A 15795-nucleotide genomic window follows, 5' to 3' on the forward strand; every position below is an offset into this window, starting at 1 on the left:
CAGGGTGTCGAGGTCGAGGGTGCGGGCGGACAGGCCCCGGTACTCGGCCGTGAGCATCCGGACGAGGCCCGCGTAGGCCGCGCCGCGCAGCGTGGGCCGCTCGGTCCGGAAGGTGGTGAGCCCCCGGGTCATGTGGAGGTAGGTGAAGCCGCGGGTGCGGTTCTCGGTGACCAGCTCGCGCAGGAGGGCGATGCGCGGCCAGTCGGGGTCCGGCGCGGTGAGTGTTGCGTCCGACACGTCGGCCAGGTCGATCACGGCCGTCGCGAGGCGGGCCGCTTCCGCGATCCGCCGGGCGGAGTCCTCGGCTCCGTCGTCCACACGGAGCACTGCGGCGGCGGGGCCGAAGGCCCTCGTGGCGAGGGACTCGTTCTCGGCGCGGGCCAGCACCAGGATCCCGCCGGGCAGTTCGGCGGCGGGCAGCGGAGCGGCCTCCCACCGCTTGACCAGGAGCAGTGAAGAGTCCTGCGGGGCGGACGCGTCCCCCGTGGCGGTCGGCGGCGTGAGCCAGTGCCGCTCGCGGGCGAACGGGTAGGTCGGCATGGACGCCGGCTGCGGCCGGTCGGTGCGCAGCGCGGCCCAGTCGATGTCGGCGCCGTCCTGCCAGAGCCGCGCGAGCCGGTCGAGCCGTCCCTCACGGACCAGCCGGGCGAGGTATTCCGCGCCCTCCGGTTCGGCCAGCCAGGCGTGGTCGCCGTCCGTGCCGCCGTGGGTGTACTGGGCCGCGAGGTGGCCGGCGAGCTGGTCGCGCAGGTCGCGGGTGGAGCGGGCGACCAGCGCGAGCCGGGCGGCCATGGGGACGCGGGCGACCTGGGAGGTGTACGCGAGCGAGGCGAGCGACTGCGCGGGCACATCCGTGCCGCTGCCGCTGCCGTGGTCCGCGTCGAGGAACTCCACCATCGCGGCGGCGTACCGGCGCAGGGCGGCTTCGTCCCTGCCCGACAGGAGGAACACCTCGTCGGTGTCGTCCCGCAGCGGGGTCGGGGGCGTCGTGGCGGGTGCCTCCTCCAGGACGACGTGCGCGTTGACGCCGCCGAAGCCGAAGGAGCTGACGCCCGCGCGCAGCGGCAGGGGCGCACCGTCGGCGTCCGTGGGCGCCCACGGGGTCGTCTCCCGTACGGGCCGGAACGGCGTGCCGGTGAGGTCGATGAGCGGGTTGAGCGTCTGGAGATGGAGCGTCTTCGGCAGGGTGCGGTGCCGCATCGCCAGCACCACCTTGATGACTCCGGCGACGCCGGCGGCGGGCTCGAGGTGTCCGATGTTGCTCTTCACGGTGCCGACGCCGCAGGGCGTGGCGGGTCCGTCGGCCAAGGTCTTGTGGGCCCGGACGAGGCCGTCGATCTCCACCGGGTCGCCGAGGGAAGTGCCGGTGCCGTGGAGTTCGGTGTAGGACACCGTCCCGACCGGTACCCCCGCGTCCCGGTAGGCCTCGACGAGCAGGGCGGCCTGGGCCAGCGGGTTGGGGGCGGTCAGCGAAGAGGCGTGCCCGCCGTGGCCGACCGCGCTGCCGCGGATCACCGCGTGCACGCGGTCGCCGTCGGCGAGGGCGCGGGAGAGCGGCTTGAGGACGAGGACGCCCACGCCCTCCCCCTTGACATACCCGTCGGCCGTCGCGTCCAGGGCCTTGCAGCGGCCGTCCGGGGAGAGCACCCCGAGCTGGTTCCCGGCCACCACGGTCTGCGGCGAGAGCACCAGGCTCACGCCGCCGGCGACGGCGAGCTCGCTCTCCCCGGCGCGCAGGGCGCGGACGGCGCGGTGCAGCGCCACCAGGGAGCTGGAGCAGGCGGTGTCGATGCTCTCGCTCTGGCCCTTGAGGTCCAGGAGGTACGAGATGCGGTTGGCCAGGATGGTCCGCGCGAGCCCGGTGCCCGCGTGGGGGTTGACCTGCTCGCCGCGCAGGACCATCGACTCGTAGTCGTTGAACTGGACGCCGGCGAAGACGGAGACGCGCCGGCCGGCGAGCCGGTCGGCCCGGCAGCCCGCGTCCTCCAGGGCGGCCCAGGTGTGTTCGAGGAACAGGCGGTGCTGCGGGTCCATGACCTCCGCCTCGGCGGGCGAGATCTTGAAGAACCGTGCGTCGAACCGATCGACGTCGCTCAGGAAGCCGCCCCAACGGGCGGTGCCGCCGAAGCGCCGGGACACCTCCTGCCAGTCCCAGCGGTCGGCGGGGGTCTCGGTGATCAGGTCCTCGCCGTCCCTGAGGTGCCGCCAGAACTCCGCCAGGTCCGCCGAGCCGGGGAATCGTCCGGACATGCCGACGATGGCGACGGCATCCTCCCGGGTGGGCGTGGTGGACGCAACGGCGGAAGGCGCGGTGGGAGCGGTGGACAGGGAGGGGGCGGCGGTGGCGGGCGCGGCGGCCGGTTCCGCGCTCGCGGTGGCGGGCGTCCGGTCCCGTTCCGCGAGGGAGGGGTGCTCCGCGAGCAGGTGCCGGGCGAGCCTCTCGACCGTGTTCTCACCGAACAGGGTCGTCGTCGGCACCGAGACGCCGTAGCGCTCCTCCAGTGCCGCGGAGAGGGACTGGAGCCCGAAGGAGTCCAGTCCGTACTCCCCGAAGCCGGCCTCCGGGTCGAGCGCCTTCGGCGCCAGGCCCAGCAGTTCGGCGACGAGCTCCCGCAGCCGCTCGGTCAGATCGCCCGCGTGGAGGGGAGCGGCTGGGGCGGCGGGCGCCGGGGCGGCCGGGCGGGCGCGGGGCCCGTGCTCCCGGATTCCCATCGCCCCGACCTGCTCGCGCATCCGCTCGGGCGCTCCGGGCAGTACCGCGACCTGGGGGCGCCCCAGCCGCAGGACGAGGTCGAGCAGCCGTTCGCCCTCCTCGGCCTCCAGGTAGCGGAAGCCCGTGTCGGCAAGGTAGCGGCGCTCGTCCTCGGCCTCCACGTGCATGCCTCCGGCACGCCACATGGGCCAGTCGACCGAGACCGTGTGCCCGCTGCGGCGGCCGGCCGTGCGCAGTGCCGTGCGCTCCTCGGCGAAGCCGTCGAGGTAGCGGGCGCCGACGGCGTAGTCCACCAGGCCGTAGTCGCCGAGCTGCCCGGCCAGCGAGGAGTACAGGACGAACAGGTCCAGCGGTTCGTCACGCGTGACCTCGTCGAGGACACGGGTGCCCTCGACGCGGGCCCGCAGGTGGGAGCGGAACTCCGGGAGGTCCTTTCCGGGCAGCGGTGTCCGCGAGGCGGTCGCCGCGAGGTGGAAGACCCCGTGCAGCGCACCCCACTTCTGCTTGACGTCCGCCACGACACGGGCCATGGCGGCCTGGTCCTCCACGGACGCCTGGAAGTAGGCGACGTCGCCGAGGGCGCGCAGGCCGGCGAGTTCCCGGGCCCGGTCCGCGGCGGAGGACCGGCCGGTGAGGGCCACCCGGGCGCCGCGCGACAGCAGGGTGCGGGCGAGCAGCAGTCCGAGCCCGCCGGCGCCGCCGGTCACCAGGTGGACGGCCCCCTGGCGCAGCGGAGACTCGGTGACGGGGCTCGGATCTGTCTCCGTGAGCACGCGCACGGTTCGGCCGGTCACGGAGAGGCGGACGGCTGCCGAGGAGAGCCGCTCGGCGGCCACCTCGGCGAGCAGGGCGGCCGGTTCGACCCGGCCGGCGATGCGTACGACGCCGAAGGCGGTGCCGGGCAGGGCGGCGCGCAGCGAGGTGTCGAACCCTCCCCAGGCCTCCGCCATGGCGCCCTCCGGCACCAGGACCTGGATGCGCGCTGTGGCCCGGGAGGCCGTCATGGCGCGGACGAGCAGGAAGGCCGACTCGATGCCCAGGTCCGGGCGCTCGGGGTGGAGCAGCGGCCACTGGAGCACAATCCGGTCCGCGCCGGCGGTGAGCAGCCGGGCGTAGTCCTCGGCCTCGCCGGGGCGGATCGTGATGGTGGAGCCCTCGTCGAGGTACGCGGATCCGGCCCGCACGGTGACGGCATCGGGAACCGGCAGGTCTCCGAACACCAGCACCCGGCCCGGGTGCGGGGCGGCGGGCGGCACCGGCTCGGCCACCCATTCAGCCGTGAAGAGGCTGACGGGTGCCCGGCCGGCCGGGGCGCCGGCCGCCCCGGAGCCGGACGCGGAAGCGGACCCGGCAGCGGGCCGTGCGACGGACCCGGTGGCGGTTTTCGGATCGGTCGCCGGGAGGGGCGCGGTGGCCGTCGCCGGGACGGACACGGACGCGGTGGCCGTCGCCGGGACGGACACGGACGCCGTCGCCGTCGCCGGGACGGACACCGGCGCGACAGTCGCCGCGGGGGCTCCGTCGGTGAACCAGTACGGGTCCGAGGCGAAGGGGTACGGCGGCAGTGAACGCAGCTGCGGCGTCGCCTCCCACCGGGCGGACCAGTCGACCGTCGCGCCGCGCACCCACGCGGCGGCGGTCTCCTCGTCGCCCCGCCCGTCGAACGGCGCGCGGTCGGCGTGGCGTTCCACGCGCCCCTGGTGGATGCCGGCGAAGTTCCCGGCGAGGTAGCGGCGCAGGGTGTCCACCGCCTGCTCGCCCGACTCCGCGACGAACGCCAGGCGTTCGGCGTGTTCGGTGCGGCCGGACTGGAGGGTACGGGCGGTTCCGGCGAGGTCGTGCTCCCAGCCGTCCCTGGTTTCGACGAGGGAGCGGGCGGTGGCCCGGAGCCGCTCCGGGTCGCGGGCGGAGAGGACGAACACGGCCGGACGGTCGGACGGCGCCGGTTCGTGGGCCGGGTACTCCTCCAGCACGACATGGGCGTTGACCCCGCCGTAGCCGAAGGAGCTGACCCCGGCGCGGCGCGGGACACCGGGCGCCACGGGCGTCCAGTCACGTGCCTCCACCGCGATCTCGCAGGCCGTGCCCTCCAGCGCCAGGTGGGGGTTGAGTTCCGGGCCGTGCGGATCCCCGGTGATCCGCCCGTGGCGCATCGACAGCAGGACGCGTAGCACGGCGGCTATGCCGGCGGCCGGCTCCAGGTGGCCGATGGTGTTCTTCAGGGCCCCCAGAGCGCAGTGGGGGACGGCCGGAGCGGGGTGGCCCCAGTCGCGGTAGAGCTCGGCGAAGGCCTGCCGGAGGCCGTTGGTCTCGGCGGGGTCGCCGATGACCGTGCCGGTGCCGTGGGTTTCGACGTACCCGATGGTCGCCGGGTCCACGCCCGCCTCGCGGTGGGCCTTCACGATCACCTCGGCCTGGCCGCGCGGGTTGGGCGCGGTCAGCGAGTTGGAGCGGCCGCCGTGGTTGACGGCGGTGCCGCGCAGGACGGCGAGCACCGGGTTGCCGTCGGCGCGGGCGCGGCTGAGCCGCTTGAGCACGACGGCTCCGACGCCCTCGCCGCGCACGTACCCCGCGGCGTCCTTGTCGAAGGCCCGGCCCACGCCGTCGGGGCTGAGCATGCCGGCCCGTTCGAGGGAGGCGAAGGTGACCGGGGACAGCATGAGGCTGATGCCGCCCGCGATGACGGTGTCGCAGTGTCCGAGCCGCAGGGCCTCCGCCGCGCGGTGCAGGGCCACGAGCGAGCTGGAGCAGGCGGTGTCCACGGGTTCGCTGGGGCCGCGCAGGTCGAGGTGGTACGAGATGCGGTTGGCCAGCATGGAGGGGGTCAGGCCGGTCGAGGAGTAGGCGTCGGTGGCCGTGTCCGAGCGCTGCACGAGCTCGGCGTACTCGGACGACCCGACGCCGACGAACAGGCCGGTGTCGGTGCCGGCGAGGCGGGTCGGGTCGATGCCCGCGTCCTCCAGCGCAGACCACACCGTGCGCAGGAGCAGCCGCTGGCGGGGGTCCATCCAGCGGGCCTCGCGGGGCGAGATGCCGAAGAACAGCGGGTCGAAGCGGTCGATGTCCGGCATGAAGCCGCCCCGGGTGATCCGGGTCCGGTCGGGGTGCAGGGCCGGGTCCCCGTAGTGGGCGCGGCTGTCCCAGCGGTCGGCGGGCACTTCGGAGAAGAGGTCTCCGCCCTTCTGGAGGGCCGCCCAGAACTCGTCGAGGTTCCGTGCGCCCGGCAGGGCGCCCGCCATCCCGACGATCACGACGGGGTCGTCGTCGGCCGGCCGGTCACGCGCGGGCTCGGCCGGCAGGGGCGGCGCGGCGTTCGGGTGCTCGTTCTCCAGCCACTCGGCGAGCGCGGAGGGGGTGGGGGTGGCGAGCAGTTGGTCGGGGCCGACGGGCACGCCGAAGGTGTTGGAGACCTCGTCGGCGAGCCGGATCAGGCCGAGGGAGTCCAGGCCGTGCTCGTGGAAGGAGCCCGCCGGGTCGAGGTCGGCCGGGGCGAAACCGCTGGCCGTGCCCAGCAGGGCAAGTACGGCGTCCCGGAGCCGGGTGCCCTGGGCGGGGGCGCCCGCGGTCCCGGATGCCGAAGGGGCCGCGGAGGCCACCGGCGCAGCGGGGGGGACGGCCGGGGTGACGGCGTCGATCCAGCAGCGGGTTCGCGCGAAGGGGTATCCGGGCAGGGACAGGGCCGGTACCGGACCGGGCCGGCCGGCGTCCCAGTCGAAGACCTCTCCTGCGGCCCAGCGGCGGGCCGTGCCGTGCGGATCCTCCGCGGAGGGGAGGGAAGCGGCACCCGGCTCGGCCGTCGCCACACCGGTATGGCCGCCGGGACGCCCGTCGAGGAACGAGTCGAGGCCCTCGGCGAGTTCTTCCGCCGACCGTGCGACGACGGCGAACCGGTGGGCCATGGCCTCGCGGCCGCTCTGGAGGGTGCGGGCGAGCCTGACGAGGTCGACGCCGGCGCCGCCCCCGGCGCGGCCCGCGAGTTCGCGCAGGGTCGTGCCGCCGTGCACAGAACCCGCTCCGACCGAGTCGCCGAGGCCGATCAGCCGCACCATGGTGGCCGGGTCCAGGCCCAGTTCGTCGAGGGGTTCGTCCACCGCCGTGACGGGAACGCCTGCCGCGGCCGCGATGTCCCGGGGATCGGCGCCGGTACCTGTCGAGCCCAGCCAGGTCCGCATGCCCGCGACGACGCGACGCAGTCCCTCCGCGTCCCGCGCGGAGAAGGGGAAGACGTCCGCTCCCGCCGCGCCGTCGGGCCGCAGGTCCGGTGTCCGGTGCTCCTCGACCACGAGGTGGGCGTTGGAGCCGCCCGCGCCGAAGGCGCTGACGCCCGCGCGCAGGGGCCCGGAGCCCGTCCAGGGGGCGAGTTCGCGCTGCACCCGGAAGGGCACGGTGTTCCAGTCGACGGCCGGGTTGAGGGCGTCCGCGTGCAAGGAGGGCGCCAGTTCACGGGCCTTCATCTGGAGCAGGACCTTCGTGAGCGCCGCGATGCCCGCGGCCGACTCCAGGTGGCCGACGGAGGACTTGACGGAGCCCAGCGCGACCGAGCCGGCCGGCAGGTCTCCGAAGGCCCGTACGAGTCCGGCGATTTCGGCCGGGTCTCCCAGCGCGGTCCCGGTGCCGTGCGCCTCGACGTACGAGATCCCGTCGGCCGGCACTCCGGCCGTGCGCAGGGCCTGGGCGATGACCTCGCCCTGGGCGCCGGGGCTGGGCACGGCGAATCCGCCCGTCTTTCCGCCGTGGTTGACGGAGCTGCCGAGGATCACGCCGAGGATGCGGTCCCCGTCCCGCTCGGCCGCCGCCAGCGGCTTCAGCAGGACGGCGCCTACGCCCTCACCGGGCACCATGCCGTCGCCGTCCGCCGCGAAGCTGCGGCACCGCCCGCTCTCGCCGGTGAACCCGCCGGCCGCCAGCTGGCGGTACTTGCGCGGGTGCGGGGCGAGGTTGACGCCGCCGGCGAGCGCGTAGTCCGCCTGACCGGTCGCCAGGGCCTCGCAGGCGAGGTGAATGGCGGTGAGGGAGGAGGAGCACATGGTGTCGACGGCCAGGCTCGGCCCGTGGAAGTCGAAGAAGTACGAGACCCGGTTGGCGATGGACGCGTAGCCCATGCCGCCGGCGAGGCCCCGCTCGTCCTCGAACAGCTGGTAGTGCCCGTACATGACGCCCACGTAGACGCCGACGCGGCTGCCCCGCAGGCGGGCCCGGGTGTAGCCGGCGTCCTCCAGCGCGTGCCAGGAGGTCTGGAGGAACAAGCGTTCCTGAGGGTCGGTCAGTTCGGCTTCGCGCAGGGACATCTGGAAGAAGCGGGGGTCGAATTCGTCGATCCCGTCCAGGAATCCGCCCCAGCGGCTCACCGGCTGGCCGTCCGCGTCGGCGGGAGCCCGGTGGTCCCAGCGGTCGGCGGGCACCCGGCCCACGCAGTCGCGGCCGGACCGGAGATTGGCCCAGAAGGCGTCGAGGTCCTCGGCCTGGGGGTAGCGGCCGGCGACGCCGACGATCGCGACGCGGTGGTCGGCGGCCGGCCTGGACTGCGCCGGGCGCGCGGCCGGACGTACGTCGGCATCGGGCGTGCGGACGGCCGGGACGACGACCGGCGCGGGGGCGGGAACGGCGACCGGCGCCGGGGCGGGCTCGGCGGCGGGCTCGGGAAGGAGCGCGCGCACCCGCTCGGGGTGCCGCTCGACCAGGTAATCGGCGACCTCGCGGACGGTCGGGTACTCGAACAGCAGGGACACCGGCAGCTCACCCATGCCCTCGGCGAGGACGTCCACGATGAGGGGCACCGTCAGCGAGTCGACGCCGAAGTTCTCGTACGTCTCGTCCAGCCAGAGCCGTTCGCGCGGCACCTGGAGGATCTGCGCGAAGGCGTCCTTCACGTACTCCCGCGCGGCCTCCAGCAACGCTTCGCCCTCCGTCTCCGTGCCGGAGGGTCCGGACGACGGGAGCGCGGGCTCGGCGGTGCGCGGCGGCGCGGCGGGCGCCGCGGCGACGGCGGTGGGCGTCGTGCCGCCCGGTGCCGTCTCCGCGACCACCACGTGCTGGCTCAGCCCCTCGTCCGCCGGCACGGCCCGGCTTCGGGTGAAGCCGGCGAGGGCGAGGGCCTTGCGCCATCCGGGCGCGGAGAGCAGCGGGGAGCCGGGAAGGCGCAGTTCGGCGTCCTCGTGCAGCCACCAGCCGTCGAGCAGGCCGAAGGTGAGGGTGGCGGTGAGGACGTTGCTGCTGGCCTCGTTGAGGACCAGCCGTCCGCCGGGCTTGAGCAGCCGGGTCACCGCGCGCAGGGTGGCGAGCAGGTCGGCGGTCGCGTGCAGGACGTTGGCCGCCACGACCAGGTCGGCGCTGCCCGGGGTGAAGCCCTGGGTCTCGGGGTCCGCGGAGATGTCGAGCCGCTGGAAGCGGACGTACGGGTGCGCCTCGGCGAACCGCTGCTCACCGTGCCGCAGGAAGGCGCGGGAGATGTCGGTGTAGACGTACGTCACCTCGGTGCCCGACGCGGCGAGGGCGGGGAGGACGCTCGCGGTGGTGCCGCCGGTGCCCGCGCCGATCTCGATGACGGTGAGCGGGCCCTCGTGGCGGGACAGCAGGTCCTGGACGGCGCCCACGACGAGTTCGTTGGCGCGGTCGACGACCGGGCTGCCCCGGTAGGCGCCTTCGACGAGGGCGCTGGAGCCGCCCGGGAACATCACGTCGGTGGCGCGGACGCTGCCACGCAGCACGCCGAAGAGGTTCTGCATGCAGGGGCGCAGCAGCCGGTCGAAGCGGTTGAGCGCGGGCTTGCGCTCGCACAGCTCGACCAGGTCTGCCTCGGGGTCCTGCGCGGCCCGGCGTCCGGCGGGGACGAGTGCTCCGCCCCGGTCTTCGAGGAAGCCGCCCTCGGTCAGCTGGCGAAGGAGCTCGGAGAAGAGCCTGCGCTGCGCGGGTACGACGCCCAGCCGCTCGGCGAGCGCGGCGGGCTGCCAGCTCTCGGCGTCGCCCAGGTACACGCCTTCGCGCCGCAAGAGCGTCCACAGCCAGTCGCACATGACCTCGGTCAGGCGGGCGTCGTCGGCCTCGGTGAGCAGCCGGGCGACCGGGGGGAGCTGGGACAGCGACGGCACAAGGGTCACGTCGTCGGAGGGCGTCGCCGGATGGGTCGGCGTCGTCCCCGGGCCGACCGGGTGTCCGGCGGCCCGACGCGGCTCGGCGCCGACCGCGGCGAGTGCGGCCGCGTCTGCCTTGACCACGACGACCTGCCGGTCCTCACGTCCGAGCACGGCGTGCACGGCGGCCATCCCCTCCTGCGGGGTGATCGAATGGATTCCGGTGGCGGCGAGCCGCTCGCGGTAGCGCTCGTCGGCGACGATGCCGACGGTTCCCCAGTAGCCCCAGTTGATGACGGCGACCCGGGCCTCAAGCATCCAGTCGAGGTGGTGGGCGAAGGAGTCCTCGAAGGTGGATCCGGCCGCGTAGTTGCTCTGGCCGGCGCTGCCTGACAGGGCGACCGCCGAGGAGAAGAAGAGGACGAAGTCCAGGCCGCCCACGCCTCTCAGGGCGGCGTGCAAGGCGACCGAGGTGTGCGCCTTGGCGTCGAGGACGGAGCGGAAGGTCTCCTCCGTCATCGTGGCGACGGTCTGGTCGCGCAGGACGATCGTGGCGTGGAAGACCCCGTGCAGAGCGCCGTGGGCGCTTCTGGTCCACTCGACGGCTTCCCGCAGAGCGGCGGGGTCGGTCGCGTCGGCCCGGCGGTAGGAGACCAGGGTGCCGTCCGGGTCGATGGCGCGCAGCCGTGCGCGGCGGTCGGCGTCCAGTTCGCTGCGGCCGAGGAGGACGACCTTCGCCCGGTAGCCGCGCACCAGCCATTCGGTGAGTTCCAGGCCGATGCCCCCGGCCCCGCCCAGGATCAGGTAGGTGCCGTCCCGGCGGATCCGCTCCTTCGGGGGCGTGACGGCGACCGGGGCGAGCCGGCGGTGGTGGAGCACGCCGCGGCGCAGTGCGTAGGGGCCGCCGGCGGGGGCGTCCAGGACGTCCGCCGAGGGCGCGTCGGCGGAGGAGCGGTCGACGACGGCGACCTGCCAGCGGGGGTGCTCCTGAGCCAGCGACAGGGCCAGGCCGTGCAGGCCGGCCGCGTACGGGTTGGCGACGGGTTCGCCCGCCGTGGTGAGGGCGTCCTCGGTGACCACGGTGAGGCGGACGGCCGAGCGGGTCCGCTGGAGGACCTTGGCGAGCCGGAACAGGGCGAGGACACCGCGTTCCTGGGCCGCTTCGAGCGCGGCGGTGTCGTCGGTGCCGCCCCCGGCGCGGGGGGCGAGGAGGATCACGTGGTCGGGTTTGCCGGTCGCGGTGGCGACGCGGTCGTGGTCCAGTTCGACGACGGCGCCGCCGAGGCGGGTGCGCAGGGCGGCTGCCAGCGGCGCCGAGTCCGGTCCGCGCACGAGCCACGTGGCGGCCGCGTCCGGAAGCGGTTGCGGGGAACGGCCGGGCAGCTCGGTCCAGCGCGGTACGAACATCAGGTCGTCCGCGGCGGCCGCCGCCGCGGCGGAGACGGCGGCTGCGCCGGGGGATCCCGCAGTGGCGGGGGTTCCGGTCGGCCGGGCCTGGGCGACGCCGGGCGCGGGCCGCAGAGACAGGTCGCGCAGTCGCACGCGGACGTTCCCCTCGGAGTCGGTCAGGGTGAGGTCGTAGCGGTCGGTGCCGACGGTGCGGACGTGGGCGTATCCGAGGTCCGTCACCGGGGCGTGGACCTCGGCGGCGGTGAGGGCGTACGGCACCATCGCGGGGCCGTTGTCCCGGTCCCGGAGGACGGCGAAGGCGTGCAGGGCGCCGTCGACCACCGAGGGGTGCAGGGCCAAGCCGGCGAAGCGGGCGGCTTCGGCGGGGATCCGCAGGCGTACGAGCGCCTCTCCGTCGCCCGCGGCGATCCATTCGACGGCCCGCAGGGCGGGGCCGTAGAACAGTCCGGCCGCCGTGAGGTCGGCGTAGAGTCCGGCGCCTTCGTGGCGGCCGCCGAGCCGGACCCGTACGGCGTCGATGTCCAGGGTCTCCCCGGCGGGCGCGGACAGGGGCTCCACCCTGCCTTCGGCGAGGAGTTCGCCGGTGTCGTCGCGCAGGTCGAACCGCGTGCCGGTCTCGCCCCGGCGCAGCCGTGTCCTGGCCGTGCGCTCGGCGCCGGCCACGACGAAGGGACGCAGCCAGCGGACGTTCGACAGCCGCAGCCGCTTTCCCGCCCCGGCCGCCTCGGCGGCGGCGCGGGCCATCTCCAGGACCGCGGCGGCGGGCAGCAGGCGGGTCTCACCGAGCCGGTGGCCGCCGATGTAGGGGTGCTCGGGGTCGAAGGCGGTCCGGTAGGTCAGGCCGTCCAGGCTCTCGGCCGGGTCGATCGCGTCGAGCAGCGGGTGCACCGGACCCGCTGCGGTCCGCTCGGCGGCCGGTGCGGCCGGGAGGGGCGGCGACCAGATGGTGTCGGTGAGCCAGCAGCGGAGTTCCTCGAAGGGGTAGCCCGGCAGCGGCACCCGGCTGCCGTTCCCGGCCGGCCACGTGACCGGGGCTCCGGCGGCCCAGGCGGCGCCGATCGATGCCGGATCGCTGCTCGTGGGGGCGGCGCCGCGGGAGGCGGCGCGGCCGCGGGCGCTGCCGGTCCAGACTCCCGTCGGGTCCTGCCCGCGCAGCCGGGCCACCAGCTCGGTGACGGTGGAGGCCAGGACGACCATGCGGTCCGCCCACTCCTCGCGCCCCTGCTGGAGGGTGAACGCCACGTCCGCGAGGCGGGGTGACGACCCGTCCGCCAGGCCGCGCTCCAGGGTGTCCGCCAGTTCGGCGGCGAGGACCGGGAGCTGTTCGGGCACCCGGGTCGAGAGCGGGAACAGGTACGGTCCGGCCTCCTGCCCGGCCGCCGGCGGGGCGACGTACTCCTCCACGACGAGGTGGGCGTTGGCCCCGCCGGCGCCGAAGGAACTGATACCTGCGCGCCGGGGCGCGCCGGCGGGCCGGGGCCACGGGGCGAGGTCGCGCTGCACGTGCAGCGGGGTCGAGTCGAAATCGATGTTCGGGTTGATCGGGTCCGCGTGCAGCGAGGGCACGAGCCGGCCGTGCCGCATCTGGAGCAGCACCTTGCACAGCCCGGCCATGCCGGAGGCCGATTCGAGGTGGCCGACGTTGGACTTGACCGAGCCGATCGGAAGGCTGCGCGGGGGCAGCCCGGCTTCGGCCAGGGCGCGGGCGAGTCCGCGGATCTCGACGGGGTCGCCGAGGGCGGTGCCGGTGCCGTGCGCCTCAAGGTAGCCAAGGGTGGCCGGATCCACGCCCGCCTCGCCGAGCGCCTGGGCGACGAGGTCGCCCTGGGCGACGGGGTTGGGCACGGTGAAGCCGTTGGTGCGCCCGCCGTGGTTGACGCTGGTCCCGAGGATGACGCCGTGGATGTGGTCGCCGTCCCGGACGGCGTCCGCGAGCGGCCGGAGCAGCACCGCGCCGACGCCCTCGCCGGGGACGTAGCCGTCGCCGTCCGCGCCGAAGCTGCGGCAGCGGCCGTCGCTGGAGGTGAAGCTGCCCTGGCCGAGGAAGCGGTACTTGTACGGGTGGACATGCAGGTTGACCCCGCCCGCGACAGCCATGTCGGTGTCCCCGGCGCGCAGGTCGCGCACGGCCAGGTGAATGGCCGTCAGCGAGGAGGAGCACATCGTGTCCACGCCCAGGCTGGGGCCGGTGAGGCCGAGGGTGTAGGAGACGCGGTTGGCGATGGAGGCGTGCGAGGAGGCGCCGATCCGGCCGTCCTCGGCCTCGTGCAGCTGGTAGAGCCCGTACATCGCGCCGACGTACACGCCGACGCGGTGGGAGCGCAGGTCCGCGCGGGTTCGTCCGGCGTTCTCCATCGCGTGCCAGGCGGTCTGGAGGAAGAGCCGTTCCTGGGGGTCGACGATCTCCGCCTCGCGGGGCGAGACGCCGAAGAAGAGCGGGTCGAACATGTCGATGCCGCGCAGGAAGCTGCCCCAGCGGCTGTAGCGGGCCGCCCGGTCGGCGGGAGTGGCCTGGTCGTAGTCCCGCCAGTCCCACCGGTCCGCCGGGATTTCGGTGATCAGGTCCCGGCCCGCCTGGAGGTGGTCCCAGAACTGGTCGAGGGTGTCCGATTCGGCGAAGCGGGCGGCGATGCCGACGATGGCGATCGGCATGGGCCCCGAGGAGGCGTGGGCGGGGGACGCGGTGGCACCCGGCAGTACGGCCGGGGCGGCGGCCGCCGGCTGCGGGATCCCGTCCCCCCCGGGTGCCTGCGCGGGCGCCGGTTCGGGCGCGGGCGCCAGTTCCGCGAGGCGGGAGGCGTGGTGCTCGGTGAACCAGCCGGCGAGGGAGCGCAGATCCTGGTACTCGAAGAACAGGGTCTTCGGCAGGGATCCGAAGTGGTCCTCCAGGCGACGGGTCAGGTCCATGATCAGCAGGGAGTCGATGCCGAACCGCTCGAACGGCGCGTCGGCTTCCATCTCCTCGGCGGGGATCTCGAAGACCTCGGCGAGCACCCCGCGCAGGAACTCCTCGGCCGCGTCGGCGGACGGCGCCGCCGGCTCCCCGGACGGGGACGGGACCGACGGGACCGACGGAAGTGCGCGCGGGACGGGCACGGCGGGGGCCGACGGGGCCGAGGGCGCAGGTGCGTTCACCACCTCGCGCAGGCGCGCCAGATTGCCGTGCGCGACCAGGACGTGGTCGCCGTCGTGGCCCAGCGCCCGGTCGAAGGCCTCCAGTCCGGCGTCGGTGGGCATGGCCACCAGGCCGACCTGACGGGCCATCCGGGCCGCCGCGGCCTCGTCGGCGTCGACGCGTATTCCCCCGTCGGCCCACAGCGACCACAGCACGGAGAGGCTGCGGCCCGGCCGTCCGCTGCCCCGGCGCCATGCCGTGAACGCGTCGAGGAAGCGGTTCGCGTACGCGTAGTCGGTCTGACCGGGGCTTCCCGCGGCCCCCGACATGGAGGAGAAGGCGATGAAGAAGTCCAGCGGGTCGCCGGCGGTGGCCCGGTCCAGCTCCACGGTGCCCCGGACCTTCGGGCCGAGCACGGCCGCGCTCTGCTCGTCGGTCTTGCCGATCAGCAGCGCGTCCCGGGTGGTTCCGGCGAGGTGCAGGACCCCGTGGAGCGGCCCGAAGGAGCCGTGGATCCGCTCGACGAGGTCCCCGGCGGCGCCGGGAGCGCCCAGGTCGGCCGGTATGTAGTGGACGTCGAGACCGGCGGAGCGCAGTTCACTGAGGTCGGCCTGCGCCGAACGGCCCGTCAGGACGTAGCGGGCGTCCCCTCCCAAGTGGGCGACGAGCCGGCGGCCGAGGGCGCCCGCGCCGCCGGTGACCAGCACGGTGCCGCGCGGGGCGAGCGGTGCCGGGTCGGGGGCGACGGGCTCCCAGCGCGGCACCTGCCGGCCGGCGGCCGTGTACCGGACCCGGAACTCGTGGGCGGCGCGCCCCTCGGAGTCGACGGTGGCGGTGAGGCCCGTCGTGCCCGCGTCGACCGCGGACACGAGGAACTGCGGGTCCTCGTTGGCGAGGGCCCGCGCGAACCCGTCCAGGGCCTCGGCGCGTGCGTCCTCGATCCCGCCGGACGTGCGGAACACGTGCAGGACGCGCACCGGGTGGCGGGTCGGCTGGGCCGCCCAGGACCGGTACAGCCCGGTGAGCGCGGGCAGCGGGTCGCCGTCCGAGGTGTGCACGAGGAGGAGTTCCCCGTCGTGGGGGAAGACGGAGTCCTCGGTGGTGCGTGCGGCTCCGGTGAAGGTCTCCTCGCCGAGCAGGAGGGTGCGCACGGTCCGGCCGGCGGCCGGCGCGGGGGCGTCCTGCCAGCGCTGTGCGAGCAGGTGGGCGCCGATGGTGCCGTCCAGGCGGGCGGAGCCGTCGACCGGCCTGGTGACGACGGCGCGCAGCCGCACGCGGACCCGGCCCTGGTCGTCGGCGAGGGCGATGTCGTGGCCGGCCGGTGTCCGCACGGCGTGCACGTGGCCCTGTTCGGGGAGCGGTCCGAAGATCTCGACCGCGTCCAGGGAGAAGGGCAGTTCCCGGGCGCGCGGGGCCGAGGGGGCCTCGTCGGTCCACAGGCAGGCCTGGAGCATCGCGTCGAGCAGGGAGGGGTGGAGGACGAAATC

Annotated in this window: 1 protein-coding gene (running past both ends of the window); it reads right to left on the reverse strand. The window is 75.1% G+C overall.

All 15795 nt of this window come from inside a single coding sequence — locus AMK16_RS27800, SDR family NAD(P)-dependent oxidoreductase (protein WP_079191780.1), on the reverse strand. Of the gene's 19602 coding nucleotides, 972 precede the window and 2835 follow it; the stretch shown corresponds to coding positions 973-16767 — codons 325 (complete) to 5589 (complete); reading right to left, the first codon wholly in view occupies positions 15793-15795. The start codon and the stop codon both lie outside this window.

Source organism: Streptomyces sp. CB00455, from assembly GCF_001905445.1.
Lineage (GTDB): Bacteria > Actinomycetota > Actinomycetes > Streptomycetales > Streptomycetaceae > Streptomyces.